20 protein-coding genes are annotated in these 19,666 nt (G+C 71.4%); 16 read left to right on the top strand and 4 right to left on the bottom strand.

The window, feature by feature from the left end; translation table 11 throughout:
- Positions 1-71: 71 nt before the first annotated feature.
- Entirely contained in the window at positions 72-470 is a 399-nt protein-coding gene (locus P3X83_RS42695; RefSeq protein ID WP_277311172.1) for a peptidase inhibitor family I36 protein, read from the bottom strand.
- 159 nt (positions 471-629) lie between these two features.
- Here P3X83_RS42695 and P3X83_RS42690 point away from each other — a divergent pair, with 159 nt between their 5' ends.
- Positions 630-782 (top strand): hypothetical protein, encoded by a 153-nt coding sequence (locus tag P3X83_RS42690; RefSeq protein ID WP_277311171.1) that lies wholly within the window; start codon positions 630-632, stop codon positions 780-782.
- On the opposite strand, the gene P3X83_RS42685 is transcribed toward P3X83_RS42690, so the two are convergent.
- Positions 742-1,332, bottom strand: coding sequence for a TetR/AcrR family transcriptional regulator (locus P3X83_RS42685; RefSeq protein WP_277311170.1), 591 nt, complete (start codon positions 1,330-1,332; stop codon positions 742-744). The two genes, P3X83_RS42690 and P3X83_RS42685, sit on opposite strands and share 41 nt — an antisense overlap.
- A 78-nt stretch (positions 1,333-1,410) precedes the next feature.
- Here P3X83_RS42685 and P3X83_RS42680 point away from each other — a divergent pair, with 78 nt between their 5' ends.
- Positions 1,411-1,827, top strand: coding sequence for a VOC family protein (locus tag P3X83_RS42680; protein ID WP_277311169.1), 417 nt, complete (start codon positions 1,411-1,413; stop codon positions 1,825-1,827).
- Between the two features lie 201 nt (positions 1,828-2,028).
- The gene (locus P3X83_RS42675) at positions 2,029-3,954 is read left to right on the top strand and encodes a hypothetical protein (protein ID WP_277311168.1); all 1,926 of its coding nucleotides are present in this window, start codon (positions 2,029-2,031) and stop codon (positions 3,952-3,954) included.
- Positions 3,955-3,961: 7 nt separating this feature from the next.
- On the opposite strand, the gene P3X83_RS42670 is transcribed toward P3X83_RS42675, so the two are convergent.
- Positions 3,962-4,711 carry a PP2C family protein-serine/threonine phosphatase gene (locus P3X83_RS42670; protein ID WP_277311167.1) on the bottom strand — a complete coding sequence of 250 codons (750 nt, stop codon included), beginning with the start codon at positions 4,709-4,711 and terminating at the stop codon, positions 3,962-3,964.
- 346 nt (positions 4,712-5,057) lie between these two features.
- Here P3X83_RS42670 and P3X83_RS42665 point away from each other — a divergent pair, with 346 nt between their 5' ends.
- The 7 genes from P3X83_RS42665 (at position 5,058) to P3X83_RS42635 (ending at position 10,073) form a co-directional block, all read left to right on the top strand.
- On the top strand, positions 5,058-5,924 hold the full coding sequence (locus P3X83_RS42665; RefSeq protein ID WP_277311166.1) for an alpha/beta hydrolase: 867 nt from the start codon (positions 5,058-5,060) through the stop codon (positions 5,922-5,924).
- A 103-nt stretch (positions 5,925-6,027) separates the two neighbouring features.
- On the top strand, positions 6,028-6,591 hold the full coding sequence (locus P3X83_RS42660) for an ABATE domain-containing protein (RefSeq protein WP_277311165.1): 564 nt from the start codon (positions 6,028-6,030) through the stop codon (positions 6,589-6,591).
- An 18-nt stretch (positions 6,592-6,609) separates the two neighbouring features.
- The gene (locus P3X83_RS42655) at positions 6,610-6,867 is read left to right on the top strand and encodes an NAD(P)H-binding protein (RefSeq protein ID WP_277311164.1); all 258 of its coding nucleotides are present in this window, start codon (positions 6,610-6,612) and stop codon (positions 6,865-6,867) included.
- 322 nt (positions 6,868-7,189) lie between these two features.
- Positions 7,190-7,525: a hydroxyisourate hydrolase gene (locus P3X83_RS42650; protein ID WP_277311163.1), complete on the top strand. Its 336-nt coding sequence runs from the start codon at positions 7,190-7,192 to the stop codon at positions 7,523-7,525.
- A gap of 118 nt (positions 7,526-7,643) precedes the next feature.
- Positions 7,644-9,254, top strand: a complete 1,611-nt coding sequence (locus P3X83_RS42645) for an amidohydrolase (protein ID WP_277311162.1) — start codon at positions 7,644-7,646, stop codon at positions 9,252-9,254.
- A 44-nt stretch (positions 9,255-9,298) separates the two neighbouring features.
- Positions 9,299-9,625, top strand: a complete 327-nt coding sequence (locus P3X83_RS42640; RefSeq protein ID WP_277311161.1) for an SRPBCC domain-containing protein — start codon at positions 9,299-9,301, stop codon at positions 9,623-9,625.
- 115 nt (positions 9,626-9,740) lie between these two features.
- Positions 9,741-10,073 (top strand): hypothetical protein, encoded by a 333-nt coding sequence (locus P3X83_RS42635; protein WP_277311160.1) that lies wholly within the window; start codon positions 9,741-9,743, stop codon positions 10,071-10,073.
- Between the two features lie 918 nt (positions 10,074-10,991).
- Here the strand turns inward: P3X83_RS42635 and P3X83_RS42630 are convergent.
- Complete coding sequence (locus P3X83_RS42630) at positions 10,992-11,975, bottom strand: hypothetical protein (RefSeq protein WP_277311159.1); 984 nt, start codon at positions 11,973-11,975, stop codon at positions 10,992-10,994.
- Between P3X83_RS42630 and P3X83_RS42625 the strand changes: the two genes are divergently transcribed.
- From P3X83_RS42625 to P3X83_RS42600, 6 genes are all read left to right on the top strand, one after another.
- Entirely contained in the window at positions 11,974-12,498 is a 525-nt protein-coding gene (locus tag P3X83_RS42625; RefSeq protein ID WP_277311158.1) for a hypothetical protein, read from the top strand. The genes P3X83_RS42630 and P3X83_RS42625 overlap by 2 nt on opposite strands.
- Positions 12,495-14,858, top strand: a complete 2,364-nt coding sequence (locus P3X83_RS42620) for a hypothetical protein (RefSeq protein WP_277311157.1) — start codon at positions 12,495-12,497, stop codon at positions 14,856-14,858. Before P3X83_RS42625 ends, P3X83_RS42620 begins: the two co-directional genes overlap by 4 nt.
- A 67-nt stretch (positions 14,859-14,925) precedes the next feature.
- Complete coding sequence (locus P3X83_RS42615) at positions 14,926-15,981, top strand: AAA family ATPase (RefSeq protein WP_277311156.1); 1,056 nt, start codon at positions 14,926-14,928, stop codon at positions 15,979-15,981.
- Positions 15,978-16,730: a hypothetical protein gene (locus P3X83_RS42610; protein WP_277311155.1), complete on the top strand. Its 753-nt coding sequence runs from the start codon at positions 15,978-15,980 to the stop codon at positions 16,728-16,730. The genes P3X83_RS42615 and P3X83_RS42610 overlap by 4 nt, the downstream gene beginning before the upstream one ends.
- Before the next feature lie 26 nt (positions 16,731-16,756).
- Positions 16,757-17,944 carry a hypothetical protein gene (locus tag P3X83_RS42605; RefSeq protein WP_277311154.1) on the top strand — a complete coding sequence of 396 codons (1,188 nt, stop codon included), beginning with the start codon at positions 16,757-16,759 and terminating at the stop codon, positions 17,942-17,944.
- On the top strand, positions 17,941-18,705 hold the full coding sequence (locus P3X83_RS42600) for a glycoside hydrolase family 16 protein (protein ID WP_277311153.1): 765 nt from the start codon (positions 17,941-17,943) through the stop codon (positions 18,703-18,705). Before P3X83_RS42605 ends, P3X83_RS42600 begins: the two co-directional genes overlap by 4 nt.
- Positions 18,706-19,666: the final 961 nt, after the last annotated feature.

The raw sequence follows: 19,666 nt of genomic DNA, 5'->3' as shown, positions 1-19,666 counted from the left end.
GGTCAGCTTCGCCGCAAGCTCCCCGATTCGATCATGGACCAGTTACCCCACCAAGGTTGCGTGATGCACCACTAGCAGGCGTGCAGGCGATAGCTCTCGGTGTCGTCGTTGAAGCCCCAGTCCTTGAGGTTGTACAGCGACCTCTTCGGGCCGAGGGTCAGCGTCCGGCCGCCCCAGCCGTCGTTCGTGTAGAGCGTCATGCACCATTCCGAGTAGTTGGAGACGGACGAGATCTCGTTGTCCCCGTCCCAGCCACCGAGTTCGTACTTCCCCTGCCGCCAGACCCCGCCGTACTCGTCGCCGTTGCCGTTGATGTCCTCGTACAGGCAGGCCAGGTTGGAGATCTTGCACCTCACGTCCGAGGCGCTCGCGGGCGCGGCGGCGCCGACTCCCGCCAGCGCCTGCCCCACGACGAGAACCGCCACTGCCCCGTACCGCCACCCCTGCTTGGACTTCCCGTTCCCCCGCATGCCGTGACTCCGTTCGCGAAATCGCCGATCGATCGTCACGAAGGCTAGGCCGGGCCGTTATCGACTTCCTTAACGCGGCACGGGTCCCTTGACATGGCACGGGTCCCTTGACGCGGCGCGGGCCGTCCCGATGAACGGGACCGGCGAGGCGGTGCCGCTGTGCGCATCGCCCAGGTGGTCGGCGGCCAGCCGGTCTACACCGCCGGCGCCTTCGACGGCGCGTATCTCGCGGTCGGCCTGACGATCCTGGTCGGCGGCGCGGTGTCACTGCTCATCCGCCGTCCCGGCGGAGGGATTCCAGGATCCGGGTGAGCGCGGCCACGGTGTCGGGGAGATCCTGCGGGTCACTCGACCCGGCCAGGAACAGCGCCGCCTCGTTCATCGCCCCCGACAACAGGTGAGTCAGCGGTCTGACGGGACGGCGGGCGATGACCCCGTCGTCCATCAGCCCGGTGATGGCCTCGGCCAGGTGACGGGCTGAGGCCGCCTCGTCCATCGCCCGCCACTCACTCCAGCCCAGGACGGCCGGGCCGTCGATGAGCATGATCCGCTGCACATCGGGGTGAGTGGTGACGGACAGGAAGCACCGGCACCCCGCCGTGAACTGGGCCCACGGATCCTCCTGCGCATCGGCGACCTCGGCCACCTGCGCTCCCACCTCGTCCTGAACCTGCTGGAGCACGGCCCGGAACAGGTCGGCCTTGCTGTCGAAGTGGTGGTAGAGCGCCCCCTTGGTCACCTTGGCCGCCGCGACGATCTCCGCCAGCCCGACCGCGCCGTACCCCTTGGCCGCGAAAAGCCGCCGCCCTTCCGCGACCAGCGCCGCCCTGGTCTGCTCACGCCGCTCCAACCTGCCGACCATCCCGCGCCTCCATTGACATACCGACGGTATGCGAAATAGTGTAGTTGACATACTAATGGTATGCGAAGGGAGATCATGATGAGACTGACCAGCTTCTACCCGGTCATCGGCGTGACGCGGATGGAGGAGTCACGCGACTTCTACACCCGCCTGTTCGGCTTCGAGGTGACCTTTGAGGCCGACTGGTACGTAAGCCTCCGCCGCCCGGGCGCCATGCCGTACGAACTGGCCCTCCTCGCCCACGACCACCCGACCATCCCGGCGGCCTACCGCAAACCGGCCCAGGGCATGCTGCTCAACTTCGAGGTAGAGGACGTGGACGCCGAATGGGAACGCCTGGTCCTCGGCGAGGGCCTGAAGCCGGAACTGACGCTACGCACCGAAGACTTCGGCCAGCGCCACTTCATCGTCCCCGACCCCAACGGCATCCTCATCGACGTGATCAAGGTGATCCCCCCAACGACCGCCTACGAGGACAACTACACCGGCGCCTGACCGGGGCTGCGGCGACGGCGGAGCACGGCTACCACGACCAGCGCCACGGCGCGACGCGAGACCGCGTCCGTACGGCGGTGAGCATGGTTCTTCTGGGAGGGGAAACCGCTCACGTTCATTGTCCGAGTGGCGCGGTCCAAAAAGGGGTCTTTGCAGAATGCGGTCGTCAGGTTACGGTCGGTTGGCCTGACTAGGAGGGACATGGATACCAAGCGACCTGGGCCGAAGGCGGCCCGTGAGACTTTGGAGACCTTACGCAAGCGCCGGTCGAACGCTGAGTACGCGGATCGCACGCAGTGGCGGCTGGCGCAGTTGGAGAATCTGAATCTGCTGGAGAAGGTCCTGGCCAGAGCGCTGGAGGACCATCAGCCGACGCGGGACGCTGAGGATTACGTCACCGCGCTGGTGATCTGGCTGGAGTTCGCGGCGATCGCTCCGGGGCATCCGCTGGGGACCGTGTGGGACAAGGAGACCGCCGAACAGGTCAGTCCCATCTGGGAGCGGGCCTTCGGGGATCTGCTGATCCAGATCGGCACGCACTGGGGGCCGTGCGCCAAGGTGCTCGGGGCGAAAGCCGATCCTCAGCGCGACGAGATCCTGGCCGGGCTACGGCGGTATGCGATCACCGTACGGGCCGCGACCGGCGGGGGTTACGTACTGCGGGCGCTGGGCGCGACCGACATACACCGGGGCACGTCGTTCACGGTGCTGCGGAGGCGGGCGGTGCACGCGCTGCTCGGGGGCGGGAACGGTCCAAAGCTGCAGGTCATACGGTCCGCGCTGCCCGAGTACACGGCCATGCCCGCAGACCTCCCCGACAAGTCGACCCGCATGGAGGGCTTCGGCTACAAGGCCGATCTGCGGTTCGTGCCCAAGGCGGAGCAGCGGGCCGTGCTCTACGCGATGGGCGAGATCTCCGGGGCGTTGGACGGCAAGACGTCCAAGCCGCTCGAACTCCGCGGGTCGGTCTGGCCGCTGACGGTGTTCGTGCCCGGCGGCACGGCCCGCTACGAGTTCTACACCGACCAGAACAAGGTGATCCGCGCCGAGCGGCTCGGTGACGGCGGGCCCCGGCCGCTCCCCGCGTTCATGACCGGGAAGGTGTCGGTGAACGATCGCAAGGCCGCGCTGATCGAGCAGTACAAGCTGGCGGGGGTGGACGGTCGCGGCCGGAAGGTCTGGACGGCCGACGAACTCGGTCAGGTGGCCGCCGCGTTCGAGCGGATCCCGGCCGCCGATCGGCCCGCGCTGCAAGGGTTCACCCTGGTCAGGGACGGCTCCGGCGGCGCGAACTCGGCCGATGTGGCGCACGGCGGGACCACGCACATCGGTGAGAGCAACGCCGACAATCCCAACCCGCCGGAGCATGGGCCGCCGCACGTCCACTACTACGAGCCGGTGTTCACCGAGTTCGCGGGGACGGCCTGCGGCCCTCCCGGCGACAGCGGGCCCGGCGGTGACTGGACGCTGCTGCACGAGATCGGCCATGTGACGGTGCTCGCGAAGCGGGCCCGGCTCGACGCCGAACTGACGCGCGTCTCCGAGGCCGCGAGGATCGCCCGCGACGCCTTCTACCCGTTGGCGAAGCGTCTCCACACCTCGAATCCGCCCATCATCGCCTACAACGCATGGGTGAACGCGCTCAAGCCGTTCGTCCCGGCCACCGACGAGTACTCCCGTGCCGCTCACGCCGTCTACGAGGCCCTCGACGCGGCTGATGTGGCCAAGGCGAATCAGCTTCAGGCCAAACTTGACGAAACCAGGCGACTCTCCACCTCGACCGGCAAGGCGATATCCGACGCGCTGCCGGAGGTGATCAACCAGTATCCCCCCGATGTGTCGGAGTACGCGAAGACCGCCACGGAGTCGTACCTGGCACGGCACGAGCTGATCACCCAGATCGCCTCGTCCAGTGAGACGCTGCTCCGCTTCCTGGAGTGCGCGAAGTCGGCGAACTTCGCCCCGTTCACCGAATACGGCACGTCCAAGCCGCACGAGTGGCTGGCCGAGACGTACTTCCTCTACACGGCCGACCCCGAGTGCCTGTGGCAGCTCAACTGGAAGATGTACCACTGGTTCGCCAACGATCGGCCCGCCTTCGCGGACTGGAAGCCGACACCGCCCTGACCGCGTCTCACTCGCCGGCGCACGACGACGGGTGGCAGCTTCGCCGCTCGTCGTCGTCGGGGATGTAGCCGAGGAACCCCTGTTCCTCGGCCTGCAGCAGCATCATGGTGATCTCGGATCGCTCGGCGGCGCCGCAGTGCGCGACCAGTTCGGCCTCCAACCGGTCGACCACGACCTTCGGATCTTCGCCGGACAGGTCGGCGGCCCGCCGTTCGAACGGGTAGACCTGTCCCAGCCCGTCGGTCGCCTCGACCGCGCCCCGGGTGAACATCAGCAGTGAGTCGCCCGGGGTGAAGTCGAACGTGGTGTGCGAGCACCAGTCGGCGGCCGAGCGGCGCAGGCCGAGCACCGGGGCCACGCTCAGCACGGGCACCGGGCAGGTGTCTCGGCCGCGTACCACCAGCGGGACGGTGTGCCCGCAGACGAGCACCTCGGCGCTCTCGCCGCCCGCGCCGACCTGTACCAGGGACGCGGGCACGAAGCTCGACCCGGGCTCTTCGACCTGGGTGGCGATGAAGGAGTCGAGCCGCTGGGCCAGGCCCGGCAGCCGGGGCTCGTGTCTGGCCAGTTCGCCGAAGACCACGCGGATGCCGGCGGCCAGCGCGGCCGCCTCGGGCGGGCTGCTGTGCACGTCGCCGATGATCGCCCGGGCGCCGAACGCGGTGTCTACGACGTCATAGAGGTTTCCTCCGGACGGGTTTCCCTGCGCGGCGACGTAGCGCGCCTCGACCCGCACAGGGCCGCAGTTCTCAGACATGACGGGATCCATGAGACCGTGCCCGTGATCGATGGGTCACCGTACGTTGTGACGCATGAACCTGGCATTTCACACTCTCGGCTGATGGGGATTGCTCCATGATAACCGCGCGCACTGTCCGTAGTGAGTCGCATACGAATGAAGAACCGAGGAGCGCGTGAAGCGACCGCGAAGCCGCCAGCGTCGCCGCCATCGGCCGCGAGCGGCGCGACGCGTGCCGGCGGATCGGCTTCCACGCGCTGCCGCCCTACCTGCCGACGGCGGAGCCGTAGCCAAGCCCTGTTTCGCGACTTCTAATGATGAGCTAGGCTTGTAACCATTAGAATGAGTGAGAGGAAGAACGATCATGACCGTCGTGCGTCACGAGACCATCGAGATCCAGGGCAGGCCGATCTTCTACCGGGAGGCGGGCGACCCGGCGAAGCCCACCCTGGTCCTGCTGCACGGCTTTCCCAGCAGCTCGGCCATGTTCCGCGGGCTGATCGGCGACCTGTCCGGGTCGTTCCACCTGGTCGCCCCCGACCACCTGGGCTTCGGCCAGTCCGGCATGCCTGCGGTGAACGAGTTCGACTACAACTTCGACGCGCTCACCGAGATCACCGTGGAGCTGCTCGACAAGCTGGGCATCGACCGGTTCGCGATCTACATCCAGGATTACGGCGCGCCCATCGGGCTGCGCATCGCCGTCCGGAATCCCGAGCGGATCACCGCGATCATCACCCAGAGCGGCAACGCGTATATGGAGGGCTTCACCCCGTTCTGGGATGTGCTGTTCGCCCACGCGGAGGACCGCGCCACGCACGAGCCGGAGGCCCGCAAGCTGCTGACCGCCGAGGCCACCCACTGGCAGTACACCCACGGCGTGCCCGCCGACCGGCTGTCGCGGCTCAGCCCCGACGCCTGGACGCTGGACCAGGCATACCTGGACCGGCCGGGCAACGCGGAGATCCAGCTCCAGCTCTTCGCCGACTACAAGAACAATCTGTCCGCCTACCCGGCGTTCCAGGAGTACTTCCGCTCCCACAGGCCGCCGACGCTGGTCGTTTGGGGAGCGGGTGACGAGATCTTCGGCCCCGACGGCGCCCGCGCCTACGCCAGGGACCTGCCAGAGGCCGAGATCCACCTGCTGGACGCCGGGCACTTCGCCCTCGACACCCACGGTCCCGAGATCGCGGAGCTGATCCGCGACTTCCTCACCCGCAAGGTCGGCTGAGCTCATCCGCGAGGTCGACTGAGCGAAAGCCACCGCCGGAGAAGGGACCGGCCCCCGGCCGTCGTACGGTGAGAGGAGGAAGATCGGATCTGAGGGGGTGCCCGTGAGCGTTCCGATGCTGGGCGAGCCGCTGCCCGTCGAACTGGCCAACACCAGCTACGCGGTGCGTGGCCGGGCGCGTGAGGGGCTGGCCACCACCGGCGACCTCGACGCCTGGCTGGAGACGGTACGCCCGCGGTTCCCCCGTTCCGATCCCTTCCCCGCCGCGTCCGAGGAAGACCTGACCTCGGCCCGCGACCTGCGCGACACGATCCGGGCCCTGGTCAGGTCGGCGGTCGGCGGCGAGCGTCCCGCGCCCGCCGTCGTGGAGGCGCTCAACGCCCATGTCCGGGGCGCGGCCCGCTGGAAGGAACTGACCTGGGACGGCGACGCGCCCGCCGTCCGGGCGTGCGGCACCGGCCCGGCCGTCGCCCTCGCGCTGGCGGCCATCGCCGAGCAGGCAGTCGAGCTGTTCACCGGGCCGCGGCTGGCCGATCTGCGCGCCTGCCACGCCCCCGGCTGCGTGCTGTTCTTCGTCAAGGACCACCATCGCCGGGAGTGGTGCTCCGCCGGGTGCGGCAACCGGGCCCGCGCCGCCCGCCACTACGAGCAGGTCCGTGATCGCTGACACCCGCCGAGCGGCGGGGTGCCCGTTCCCGGTCACAGTCCACGAGGTCACCGCCGTGGTCCGCAATCCCGCGAAACCGCGGACAGCGACCTCGACTGGACCGTGGTGCGCCCGCCCCGGCTGACCGACAAGCCGCTGACCGGCGTCTACCGGACGGCCGTGGGCCGTAACCTGAAACACTGCCTGCTGATCTCCCGCGCCGACGGGGCGCATCTGATGCTCGCCGCGCTGACCAGGCACGAAACCGTACGGCAGACCGTCGGAATCGCCTACTGAGCCCAACTGAGGCCCTGGATCGATACGCCCTTCCGACCGAAAACACCTTCCGGTCACATGGAACTCCGCTTCCCTACAGGTCGAATCCCGCATAGCCCATCAAAGGCGGACGAATAGCGCTTTCAGGCACTCTGACTCCGAAGGAAGCGAGATCCGACTCCCGACTTGTCAGACGGGTCAGCTTCCGGGCAGGAGGGGGAGGAGCCACACGCGTGGTGCGGGAGGGCACCGCGGGTGGACGCGACTCCATGGCCCGGCGCGGACTCGCGGCGGGCATCGAGCACGTCCGTCAATGCGGGCGGGGAGAAGGGGCGTACTCGACATGAGAATATCCGCACGCACGCTGGACGGCCTCTACGGACGCCCGGCCACCGACGTGCCCGCGCGCCTGGAAAAGGCCTCGAACGGCGACTGGGAGTTCGTGGCCTCGGCGATCACCGACGACGACGGCTGCATCAGCGGCTGGCACGAGAAGCTCGCCTGCGGCCTCTACCGCATCGTCTTCGACAGCGACCGCTACTTCGCCCGCCTGGGCCTGACCGCCGGATACTCGGAGATCATCGCCAGTTTCCGGCTCCGGGACGAGGCCGCCGCGTACCAGATCCAGATATCCCTGGCCCCCTGCTCGTACTCGACCTACTTCGAGTCTCATCACTGAACCCGTTCATCGCACGTTCACTGGACGGGAGGCGGTGACCACATGCCCCGCGACCTGCTAGCGTCACTCCGCCTGCCGAAAAGGCGGCACGAATGCCTGACGGGGCGGGAGAGCTGACGTGGGTTCTGACATCGGCGGGGAGCACGAACGAACCGTCCTGGCGCGGTCGCCCCGCTCGCGGGCGGCGGACGCCGGGCCGGGAACGCGGCGCACGCTGTGGCGCGGGGGGCGGATCCAGTCGCCGGAGGGCGGCAGCGCGATGCTCACCGAGGGCGAGCGCATCCTGTGGGTCGGCGACGACCCGCGCGACGTCACCGCCGACCAGGTCGTCGACCTGGGCGGCGCGTGGGTGACGCCCGCCTTCGTGGACGCCCACGTGCACGCCACCTCCACCGGCCTCGCGCTGTCCGGGCTCGACCTGACCGGCTGCCAGAGCCGCGCCGAGGCGCTCGACCGGCTGACCGCCCACGCCGCCGCCCAGCCGGACGGCACGCTGCTCGGCGGCGGGTGGGACGAGTCGCTCTGGCCCGACCGGCGGCCCCTCACCGCGGCCGACCTCGACCGCGCCGCGCCCGGCCGGCCGGTCTACCTGGCCCGCACCGACCACCACTCGGGCGCGGTGTCCACCCCGCTGCTCGCCGCGCTTCCCGAGGTGCGCGGCGACGCGGGCTTCGACGAGAGCGGCCTGCTGCGCCAGGCCGCCCACGAGCGGCTGCGCGCGATGGCGCACGGCTCGCTGTCGGCAGCGCAGCGGCTCGAAGCCCAGCGGCGCACCCGCGCCCGCGCGGCCGAGCTGGGCGTCGGCTGCCTGCACGAGCTGGCCGGGCCCGTGGTCTCCAGCGAGGACGACCTGGCCGGGATGCTCGAACTCGGCCGCACCGAGCCGGGCCCCGACGTGATCGGCTACTGGGGCGAGCTGGGCGGCGCGGCGACCGCGCGCCGTCACGGGTGCGCCGGGGCCGCGGGCGACCTGTTCGTGGACGGCTCGATCGGCTCGCACACGGCGGCGCTCTGCGCCCCGTACGCCGACCGGCCCGGCGACACCGGCGCCCTTTACATTGACGTCGAGGCGGCGGCCGAGCACATCGTGGCGTGCGCGGGGGCCGGGCTCCAGGCCGGGTTCCACGTGATCGGCGACGCCGCCGTCCGCACCGCCGTGGAGGCGTTCGAGGCCGCCTCCCAGCGGGTCGGACTCGACGTGATCCGTGCCGGTCGCCACCGCATCGAGCACGTCGAGATGATCGACGCGGGCCTGATCGCGCACATGGCGCACCTGGGCGTCTGGGCGAGTGTGCAGCCCGCCTTCGACGCGTGCTGGGGCGGCGTCCACGGCATGTACGGGGAGCGCGTCGGCGCCGAGCGCGCGGCGGCGATGAACCCGTTCGCGTCCCTCGCCGAGGCGGGCGTCGGCCTGGCCTTCGGCAGCGACTCGCCGGTGACCCCGATCGACCCGTGGGCGGGCGTGCTGGCCGCCGTCCGTCACCACACCCCCGCCCACCGGATGTCCGCCGCCGCCGCGCTGACCGCGCACACCGTGAACGGCTGGCGCGCGGGGCGGGTGGACGACTGCGGCGAGCTGACCGAGGGCATGATCGCCACCTTCGCCGTGTGGGACCAGGCCGGCCCGATGGCCGACCTCGTGGACGGCAAGCCCGACGACGGCTCCGTCGCCGTCCCGGCGTGCGTGCGCACGGTCGTGCGCGGCGCCACCGTCTACGAACGCGCCTGAGGCCGCGAGGGCCCGCCCCCCGGATCCCGATCCGCCGCTCGCGGTTGACGCTCGGCGGACGCTTCGGCGCCGCCCCCGCCGGAGCCTCGCCCGACCAGGGCACGGGTGCGCTGTGGGGGTTCGTCTCCACGCTGCGGCCGAGCCGCGAGCTGGTGCTCGACGGCTCGATGGGGATTCGCGGCCCCGTCGTCGGCCAGTGGCGGATGACCCTGGAGCCCGACGGTGACACCACGGTCGTCACCGTGGAACACCGGGTGTTCGGCGAGGTGGACGAGGGGACCAGGGCCGGCTTCACCGGCGGCTGGACGCGCACCCTCGAAGCGCTCGACGCCTTCGCGGCCGGGAGCGGCGCCGCGGCGGGCCGGTCATGAGCGCCGACCGGCGCCGGCCGTCGTCACCGGGACGGCACGCGGCGTCGGCCGGGGCATCGCCCTCGCGCTCGCCGACCCCGGCACGACCATCTACCTGACCGACCGCGGGCTGGCCGTGCTGACCGGGTTCACCGATCCGGACGCCGAGGTGATCGGGAACCGCCTCTTCTATGACCTGGCGATGCCGAGCGTGAGCCGTCTGGCCCGTTCCATGGCCCACGATCTGCGCCCGCACGGTGTGACGGCACTGGCCGTCTCACCCGGGTTCACCCGCACCGAGGCCATCCTCGCGGCGCTCGGCGACCACCTGCCGCCGGGATCGGATTCCATCGAGTTTCCCGGCCGCGCGGTGCGTGCGCTAATCACGGACCCCGATGTCGCGCGGCACGCCGGGAGCACCATCCCCGTGGCGGAGCTGGCGCTGGAGTATGGCTTCACCGACGTCTGACAGCACGATCTGGACGCCATTTTCGGTGCACAACTGGCGAACTTGACAAAACGTATGCCAAATGCAGGCATCGTGCCAGTGCGGCACTTCTCCAGAGAACCCCTGGTGAAACGTTTGCGCGGGTCCTGCGCACCGTCTCAACGTTCCTTCCCCGGCATGGCCGGAACAACACCGGAAGGAACGAACCAGAATGGGCGGGCGTCCCCGGAATACCCGGCCGGCCGGATCCTTGGACGCCCGCCCGCCAGGTGAACGATGCCTTCCCCAGCGGCGAACGATCGCGGTTACGCGGGCGAACAGTGGGAACGACGCGGCGTCCGTGAGACTCCCTCCGGACGCCGGAACCACGGTGACCCCGTGACGACACGGGCGTCACAGCGCCTGGTCGCCCGCCTCCGGGGCCGGTCGGGACGCCCTCGGGGGGTTTCGGCTAGCCGATACCGGCGAATGGGTATATTTATATCCCAAGCTCACCAGGCTTCTTATTCATTGGTTTCCTTACCTTCCCAAGACATAATCGTCAGTCTAATATCTAGTTTTATGTCTCGGTGTGCAGTGGTTTTCTGTGGCACGCACGCGCGACACCCTCGTGGTCGTGCCGTCATGCCCGGACATTGCCCTGACCACGTCACCACACCTCCGCACCCGGAACGGCCCGCGCGCGAGTGGTGGAACGTTACCCGGCCCGGTGCGGCGGCCCCGGACATATCCGTTGAACGCGCAATCGTGGGGGTTGCCATCTCGGAGAGCCGCAGCGTCTGACGTCCACCATTCAGGAGGCACGAACATGGGATCCTCCCGCGCGACGACGATCACTGTGGCCGTCGCGATAGGCGTGTTCGGCGTCGGCGCAGGAGTGGGGAGCGTCATCGCCGGCCGCGACAGCAACGACGGTGGGATGAGACTCGCGGCGGGCACCTACCACCTGGACGACCGTCCGGCCGTGGGAGTGGCCGCGAGCGAGGATTCCGGCGTCGGCGGCGGCGCCGTGGGCGCTTCCGGCGAACCGTCGGCCTCCGCCTCGGCGTCCACCTCCGCGCGCGGCAGGACCCAGCGCGTCTGCCTGACCACGACGACCGACGGCCGCGTGATCGCGGCCGGCTCGCGGGACGACTCCGACTGCACGCCCTTACCCGTGCTGGTGGACAGCGCCTCGACCCGGTTACGGCCGGGCGACTCCACCGCCGTGCCGCTGCCGAGTCCCGTGCCGACACGGTCCGGGAAGAACTGCGGGCCCCAGCGCGCGCCCAACGGTGTGCTACTGACCCCGGCGGTCCCCGTCTCCGGGCGCACCGGCCGTCCGACCGCGAGCCCTTGCCCGTCGGGCACCCCCACGCGCACCGCGACGGCGAAGCCGACGCTCACCCCCACCCGGACCGTCACGCTGACCCCGTCCGGGACGGCGACGCCCACCGGCACCGCCACCGCGACCGCCACACCCACGCGGACGCCCACCGGCACTCCATCCGGCACCCCGACCGTGACCGTGACGGCGACGCCCACTCGCACGCCCACCGGAACGCGCACGCCGACCAGGACACCCACCCGGACGCCGACGAGGACGCCGAAGCCGTGCGCCCCGCCGTTCCCGGTCGTGACCCTCGGCGCCGAGCCCGACGCCCTCGACCCGCCCACGGCGGAAGACGACTTCGCGCCGACGCCCGAGGCCCCCGAAGCCCCTCCGGAGGAGGCGGCGCCCACCGTCACCGTGACGATGACCGTGTCCGTCACCCCCACGCCGAGCCCGACCGCGACGCCCACGCCGTCCGCGTCGCCGACCCCCACGCGCACCCGGTGCGCCACCCCCAAGCCGACCGCCACCCCCACGCCCAAGCGGACGCGGACCCGCACCCCCTCGCCCCGCCCCGCGCCGACCCCCGAAAGCACCTCCCCCGACTCCATGCCGCCGCTCCCCGGCCCCGATGAGGACCCCTTCCTTCAGCAGTTCGAGTCCGACGACCTGCCCGTGCTCCAGGACCCCGCGCTGATGCGGCGCGCGTACGACGCGCTCGGCCTCGACGGCTCCATGAAGTACACGGACGAGAACGGCGTATGGGACCTCACCGTTGCCCCGCCCGGCACGCCCGAGTGCCGCGATTACTCCGAGCGGGAGACCCCGATTCCGCATGACTCCTGCAGGCTGCCCGCCTTCGTCCGCTGGCTGCTCGTCGAGCCTGAGGGCGGCGAGGTCAGCAACTGGACGAAGTTCACCGGCCTCCAGGAACGCGACCTGACGGTCGTCGTGCAGGACCCGCCGGACGAGGCTCCGCCCGCCGGACCCGACTCCGTCCAGAACAACACTGACCAGAACGACTCCATCCAAGACGACACCGTCCAGGACGATTCCGGTCCCGGCGTGCCGGAAGACGACGGCGCGGTCCCCGAGCAGGCCGACCTCGGGCCGGCCGGATCCGGCGGGTCATGAGCGCGCCGACCGGATCGGACGGCCGGGTCGCACTGGGCACCGGTCCGTCCTGGGTGAGCGAGCACGGCGCTCACCTGCTGGACTACGCCGGGCACCACCTCGACGCCGGTCGTGCGGTGACCGCCGTGATCACCACGTTGACGATCTGCCTCACGCGCACCGAGCCGGAGCGGTCGCCCGACGACCGGCAGAGCGGGCGGCGGGGCGTGTCGGCGCGGGGCAGGCTGCTCGCCGTACTGCGCAAGGCCTGCATGTACGGCGGCGGCACGGCCTCCGCAGACCTGGCCGGTCAGATCCGGCGCTACGAGCCCGGCGAGGCCCCCGGCCTGCCGGACGGCAGGCTCGTCGAACGCGCCTGGACGCTCGCCGACCCGCTGGGCACCGAGGCGCTGCGCCTGATGTACCGGCACGAGCTCGGCGCGGAGGACCTGGCGCACGTCCTCGGACTGCCCCCCGAGGAGATCACCCAGATCGCCACCCGGACCCAGGACATGATCGAGACGCTGGTCAGCGGCCTCGACGCGCTCGCCCACGGCCGGGCCGCCTGTCCCGCGCTCGCCCCGCTGGCCGACGCGCTGTTCCCGGGCGGGTTATCGGGCGACTCGTATGACGTGCCGTCCATCACGCAGGGCCCGCGCAGTCCCGAGGAGTTCAACGAGGCGCGGATCGCGCTGGTCACGCACATGGTGACCTGCCCGGTGTGCAGGCGGCCGATCAACATCCGCTACACGGTGCCGCAGATGATCTGCCACCCGTCGGTCCGGCCGCTCGCCCCGGCGATCCGGCAGCGCATCCTGGACTCGCTGCCGCTGCCGCCCCAGCCCTTGCAGAGGTCGGCTACCGCCCCGGCCGAACTCGGCCCCCTCACCGGGCCGATTACTGGGCCGATTACTGGGCCCATCACCGAACCCCTCGCCGGTCCGATGAGCGGCCCGCTGCCGGAACCTCTGGCTGGGCCTCCGTCCGGGCCGTTCAGCGGTCCGACGGCACGGCACCTGCCGGGCTCGCCGTCCAAGCCATCTCCGGCCGCTCCCCAGCCGCCGGCCTCCGCTTCGCCGTCCGACTCCGAGCCCCTGCCGAGGCGGCCGGTCGTGGGGCCGATCCTCGGCCCCCAGATCATCGCCTCGCAGTCCGGCGCCGGGCCGTCGCCCGCCACCGAGAGCACGCCCGCCGCGCCTCTGCCCGCCCCCGTCCCCGTGGCGGAGCGCGAGGCGGCGGAGAAGCCCGCCGACGAGCCGAAGCTGACGTCCCCCGAGGAGATCACCCAGCCCGGGATGACCTCCCCCGGCCCGCCCCTGCCCAAGGGCTCGCTCCTGGACACCCCCCTCTACGACGCGCTGCGCTCCCAGGCGTGGGCGCGCGGCGTGCTGGCCAGGACCGGCATGGCCGAGGAGACTCAGGAGAGAGCACAGGAGCGGACGCAGGAGAGCCGGATCCCCCGGCCCCCCGCGCCCGCCGAGGGGCAGGCGGCCGACCAGCGGGAGAAGCAGCAGCGGGAGATCCCGCCGCTGCCGACCGGCCCGATCCGCCCGGTCCGGGGCCCAAAGCCACCGAAGGCAGCCAAACCTCCCAAGGCTCCGAAGGTCGCCAGGCCCGCGAAGCCCGCCAAGGTGGAAAGGCCGCCCAAGCCCGCCAAGGCGACCCGCTCGCCCCACCCGCCGCTGATGCTCCAGTCCCCCGTGGCGGCCGACCCCGAGGTGACCATGCCCGGCAAGGGGCAGCACCGGACGGGTTCGCGCTCCCAACCGCCCGGCCTGGACATCTTCAGCGAGAAGGGCGCCGGGCTGCGGACGCGTCCGCGCGTCCCCACGACCGTCATCAAGCTGTCGATCGTCCTGGTGGCGGGGGCGGCAGGGGTGGTCTTCGGGATGAGCATGCTGAGTCCCGGGGGTGGCCAGGCCGAGCCGCAGCAGGCCTCGAACCTGACGACCACCGCCCCTTCGGCGCCCCCGACGGCACCCGCCGTCGCGCCGTCCACCGCGACCAGCGCACCGCCGACCAGCGCGCCGCCGACCACGCTGTCCGCTCCGGTCCCCACCGTGACCAAGGAGGAGACCGGCGGATCCAGGCCGGCCGCGCGGCTGGCCGTCCCGCCGTCGGTGACGCTCGACGACTTCGGGCAGGGCAGCATGACCATCTCGCTCACCAAGGGCGACGCCGTCGAGTGGCGGGTGAGCGCGCCCGGACTGGAGGCGTCGCCGTCCAGCGGCAAGATCAAGGCCGGCGCCAAGGCCGTGATCACGCTGCGCGCCCTCCGCGTCCGCAACTGGTGCGGCGCGCCCGCCCCGATGTCCGCCCCGCTGACGCTGCAAGGGGACGGCGGCTCGATCACCACATCGGTGCGGTGGCGCACCTGCTGACCGCCCGCCCGCCCCCCCGCACCCCCAAAGACCTCCGAACCGGCAAGACTCCGCGAAAGGACGCGACATGACGGAGCCCTCCCCCCCGCCCACCTCCACCGCATCCGCGGCCGCATCGCAGGAACCGATCCCCGAGTCGGTGCCGCTGACCGCGGAGCACCTGCTCACCAACCGGCACCCCGAGCCGGCCGGTGGGTGGCGGCGGTTCCTGTGGCGGCTGTCCGGCGGGCGGATCAACCCTGCGGAGTCGGCGGCGGAGCTGGAGCGCCGGACCCTGATCGGCCAGGCCCAGATCCCGGTGGCCAGCGGTCACCACCGGATCGCGGTGATGAGCCTGAAGGGCGGCGTCGGCAAGACCACCACCACCGCCGCCCTCGGCAACACGCTGGCCTCGCTGCGCGGCGACCGGGTGATCGCGATCGACGCCAACCCCGACCGTGGCACGCTCGGCCTGAAGGTCAAGGCGGAGACCGCCGCGACGATCAGGACCTTCCTCGCCGAAGCCCCCCACATCGCCCGCTACGCCGACGCCCGCGCCTTCACCTCGCAGTCGCCCGCCCGCCTTGAGGTGCTCGCCTCCGACTCCGACCCCGCCGTGAGCGAGGCGTTCAACGCCGAGGACTACCGCACCGTGGCCAAGCTGATCGAGCGCTACTACTCGATCTGCATCACCGACTGCGGCACCGGCCTGCTGCACGGCGCCATGGGCGCGACGCTGGAACTGGCCGACCAGGTCGTGCTGGTGACCATGGTCGCCGTGGACGGCGCCAGCGCGGCGGCGGCCACCCTCGACTGGCTGACCGCGCACGGCCACGCCGACCTGGTCAAGAACGCCATCGTGGTGCTCAATGCGGTCGAGAAGAAGACCGACGTGGACATCGACCTGCTGGAACGCCACTTCACCACGCGCTGCCGCGCGGTGATCCGTGTCCCCTACGACCCGCACTTGAAGGAGGGCGCGGAGGTGGACCTGGTCCGCCTGCGGCCCGCCACCCGGGCCGCGTACCTGCGCCTGTCCGCCGCCGCCGGGATGGGCTTCGCCAAGCCCAGCAGGGGCCAGCACCAGTTCCGGGACTCCCACCGGCTCGGCGACCCGCGCCCGCTCGGGGACCCGCTCCAGTGAGGAACAACATCACCGAGGACCCGATCCTCGACTGGGGACTCGGCCCGCCGCGCCACACGCTGCGCTGGGTGCTGATCGCCCTCGTGGCGGCGGTCGGCGCGGGCGCCGTGGTGTGGGTGCTGTCCAGGTCCGATCCCGCGCCCGCCCCGGTGACGAACGCGGCGGCGAGCGTCGCGTCCGACGCGGTCGCGCTGGCCGCGCCGTCCGGCTTCCACGGCGAGGGCGGCTACCCCATCGGGTTCCCCAAGACCGAGCTGGGCGCCGCCTCGGCCGCCGCGGCGGCGCTGGAGGCCGCCTGGACGCTCGACCCCGAGCAGGCCGAACAGGCGGCCGTCCTCTACGCGCCCGCCGACCAGCAGCAGGCCGCCCGCGACGGCGCGGCGGCCGTCGTCCGTGACTGGCGCAAGACCCTCGGCCTGCCCGAGGAGGGCGAGCTGCCCGAGGGCGCCGGGATGCGGACCACGACGATCGGCGTGCAGTGGCGGTCCCGCGCCGCCGACCAGGTGGAGGTCTCCGTGCTCGTCCAGGTGACCGCCACCAAGGGGCCGGGGGAGGACTCTCCGGCCTACAGCAGTCCCTACGCCATGAGCCTGCTGATGGCGTGGCGGCCCGACGCTCGCGGCGGCGCCCGCGGCGACTGGGTCAACGTTCCCGATCCGCAACCGGCGACCGTACCGAAGGTCGCCGCGCCCGGCACTCCCGAGTTCCGCGCAGCGGGCTGGAAGCCCATCGCCGGGACCGCCCGATAGATCCGCAGATCAAGGAGGACGCACATATGCCACCCCCTCGCAGTCCCTCACGACGCGTCACCCTGGTCTCCGGGCTGTTCCTCACGGGACTCTCCGCGACCACCGGCGCCATGATCACTCACCCGTGGGTCGCGATGGCGGAACCGGTGCCCGCGGCCTCCAACCAGATCCCCGGCGACCCCGGGCCGCAGGATCCGATCAACGTGCAGGATCTGCCGCCGGTGGACCAGCCGTCCACGAAGCCGGAACCCGAGCCCGAGCCGAAGCCCAAGCCGACGGCCCGGCAGGAACCGGAACCCGAGCCGCAGCCCGAACCGCGGCAACGGCGACGTCAGGCCCCGCCTCCGGAGGAGGAGTACGACACGCAGTCGGACGCGCCGGAGGAGGAGGCCGCGCCGCGCGACCGGCCGACGCGCAACCGCGCGCCGGAGCCGAAGCCGGAGCCGAAGTCGTCCGAGGCCCCCAAGGCGTCGGAGCCGCCGGCCGGGACGCCCGAGCCGGAGGCTTCTAAGGAGCCCGCGCCCACCCAGACGACTCAGCCGCAGGCGACGGACGAGCCCAAGAAGCCGGAGCCGTCCAAGAAGCCGGAGCCGTCGAAGAAGCCGGAATCGACGAAGAAGCCCGAGCCGTCCAAGAAGCCCGGCGACAAGCCCGGTGAGAAGCCGAAGCCTGAACAGAAGCCGGAGCAGAAGCCCGACCCGAAGCCGGAGTCCAAGCCTGACCAGAAGCAGGAGCAGAAGCCGGAGTCCAAGCCGACCAAGGAACCGGCCGACGGCGCGACGAAGGCCCCGGCCAGGCGGCCCGTTCCCACCGTCACGCCGACGCCGCTCAGCGAGCGCCTCGACCTGCGGCGTCCGCTGGCCGCGCCGCGCAAGGCGGCCCCCAAGTCCAACCGGCCGGTGCTGCCGCTGCCGCCGCTCGCGCGCCCGGCGATCAAGTGCCTGCCGTACGACGCTACGTGCTGGACCCTGGCGCCGTGGCGGGGCCGTACGACGGACTCGGTCTCGCACGCCATGCCCAAGCGGCACGTCGAGGCCGCCAACACGCCGCGCTGGGTGTTCATGCCGCCGGTCGTGGCGTCGCAGCCGGTCACGCAGGCCCAGTCCGGCGGCCGTGGCGCGGTCGCGCCGCACGCCGCCGTCCAGCGTCCCGCCGGATGCTGGACCTTCAGCGTGTCCTCGCAGTGCGCCCGGTCCGAGGACCCCTCGTCATGACCTGGCGGCCCGCGCTCCGCACCGCCGTCGCGGGCATGATGACCGTGCTGACCCTGGGCGGCCTCACCGCCGCCCGGGGCGACGCGGTCGCCCGGGACGACTGCACGGCCACCCCCGAGGGCGCCAAGGCCGAGTGGGGCGCGCCCATCTGGTGCGAGGACTTCGAGGACCAGCTCGACCGCTCGGACTGGTGGGTCTACGACTCCGCCGGCCACGCAGGCAAGGGCCGCCGCCTCCCCGGCCAGGCGTTCATCGGCGACGGAGCCCTCTACCTGTACGGCACGGCTGAGGGCGACACGGCCGGCATCTCCACCCGTTACGTCCAGTCCCACGGCCGCTGGGAGGCCAGGATCCGCCTCTACAAGGGCGCGGGCTCGTACCACCCGGTCGCGCTGCTGTGGCCGCAGCAGGGCGGCGGCGGCGTAGACAGCGCCACCGGCGAGGAGATCGCCTTCCTGGAGGTCATCGACGACCCCGAGCGCCGGCGCCCCAACCTGTTCATGAAGACCCCGGAGGGCGGCAAGGAAGGCGTCAGTGGCCAGTTGGACATGACGGAGTACCACACCTACGCGGTGGAGAACACGCCCGAGGGCGTCGTCGGCTACATCGACGGCCAGGAGTGGTTCCGCTCCTCCAACCCGACCCAGAGCCCGATGGCGGCCTGCCTCCAACTCGACTGGTTCCCAGACGGCAAGGACCGAGGCGACGCCTGGATGGAGGTCGACTGGCTCCGCATCTACCCCAAGCCCACCACCAGCTGACCCAGGTGCACCCGCCCAGCAGGCGGGGCACCTGTACAGCGGAGCGGGGGGCACCCGTACGGCAAGCGGTGGCACCTGTACGGCAAGCCCCCTCCAACCGACGCCCGTGCCCCCTCACCGTCCGGTGCCCGAGCGCCCCTCAAGCGTGGTCGGTCCTCGCCGTTACGGCACCGGCTATGTAGCCCCTTCCCGGACTCACCGTCCATCCCGGTGCCGCACCGCCCCTTCGGGGCGATGCCCCCGCCTACCGCCGGGGGACGCGCTACGCGCGCCCAATCGCCCTCGCTCCGCTCGGACAGCCCCTCTCAATGTCGGGCTCCGCCCGACGCTATCGCCACCACCCGATCACCTGGACGCGTTCACCAGGCCGACCGGTTCGACAGGGTCCCGCGACCACCTCGAAAAAGGGCGCGCTCCCCCGCTCTCGCCTGCCCTCTTGAACGTTCACCAGCCCGCCGCCGATGTATCAGACTCCAGGCTTCCCCCCGCCTGAGGATGCGGCGCATGGACACTGTAGGCGTGGTCAGCAGCCGGGCACTGTACCGTGGAATCGGCTGCGCGGCGAGTCCGACCCAAACGAGGCCAAAGGCATACGACATGGCCCGCCCGATGCGCCCATTTCCTGCCGATGTCGAGGGCACGGCCCACATGGTCGCCGCCGAGACTGACGGCAACGGAGACTTCGTGCACACGCACGGACGATGACCCAAAGGCGGTTCCACCGTAGACGGCCTCGGGAATCTGATCACCGAACCGTCGTGCCGCACTCAGATGCTGAGAAGCACCCGAGACATCTCCAGCGCGGCCCGCGATGACGGCGGCGCGCATGTGGAGGGTGCCACGAGCGGCGATGGACGCGTGATGCGTTGGAGCCGGTGTGCGATCTAGGAGCTGTTTGATGTTCAGATCATGTGGCTGAGGTGAGGAGTTTCAGCCACATGATCGAGCCTCGGAGGTGGAG

The organism is Spongiactinospora sp. TRM90649 (assembly GCF_029382225.1).
Classification (GTDB): Bacteria; Actinomycetota; Actinomycetes; order Streptosporangiales; family Streptosporangiaceae; genus Spongiactinospora.
Note: the sequence above shows the minus strand (reverse complement) of the source record. Positions and strands in the feature narration are given on the sequence as shown.

What these genes read in the sequence shown, in the direction of transcription:
- P3X83_RS42695 (WP_277311172.1), bottom strand. Translation starts at nt 470, where the DNA reads ATGCGGGGGAACGGGAAGTCCAAGCAGGGGTGGCGGTACGGGGCAGTG.
- P3X83_RS42685 (WP_277311170.1), bottom strand. Translation starts at nt 1,332, where the DNA reads ATGGTCGGCAGGTTGGAGCGGCGTGAGCAGACCAGGGCGGCGCTGGTC.
- P3X83_RS42680 (WP_277311169.1), top strand. Translation starts at nt 1,411, where the DNA reads ATGAGACTGACCAGCTTCTACCCGGTCATCGGCGTGACGCGGATGGAG.
- P3X83_RS42675 (WP_277311168.1), top strand. Translation starts at nt 2,029, where the DNA reads ATGGATACCAAGCGACCTGGGCCGAAGGCGGCCCGTGAGACTTTGGAG.
- P3X83_RS42670 (WP_277311167.1), bottom strand. Translation starts at nt 4,711, where the DNA reads ATGTCTGAGAACTGCGGCCCTGTGCGGGTCGAGGCGCGCTACGTCGCC.
- P3X83_RS42665 (WP_277311166.1), top strand. Translation starts at nt 5,058, where the DNA reads ATGACCGTCGTGCGTCACGAGACCATCGAGATCCAGGGCAGGCCGATC.
- P3X83_RS42650 (WP_277311163.1), top strand. Translation starts at nt 7,190, where the DNA reads ATGAGAATATCCGCACGCACGCTGGACGGCCTCTACGGACGCCCGGCC.
- P3X83_RS42625 (WP_277311158.1), top strand. Translation starts at nt 11,974, where the DNA reads ATGCCGCCGCTCCCCGGCCCCGATGAGGACCCCTTCCTTCAGCAGTTC.
- P3X83_RS42630 (WP_277311159.1), bottom strand. Translation starts at nt 11,975, where the DNA reads ATGGAGTCGGGGGAGGTGCTTTCGGGGGTCGGCGCGGGGCGGGGCGAG.
- P3X83_RS42620 (WP_277311157.1), top strand. Translation starts at nt 12,495, where the DNA reads ATGAGCGCGCCGACCGGATCGGACGGCCGGGTCGCACTGGGCACCGGT.
- P3X83_RS42615 (WP_277311156.1), top strand. Translation starts at nt 14,926, where the DNA reads ATGACGGAGCCCTCCCCCCCGCCCACCTCCACCGCATCCGCGGCCGCA.
- P3X83_RS42605 (WP_277311154.1), top strand. Translation starts at nt 16,757, where the DNA reads ATGCCACCCCCTCGCAGTCCCTCACGACGCGTCACCCTGGTCTCCGGG.
- P3X83_RS42600 (WP_277311153.1), top strand. Translation starts at nt 17,941, where the DNA reads ATGACCTGGCGGCCCGCGCTCCGCACCGCCGTCGCGGGCATGATGACC.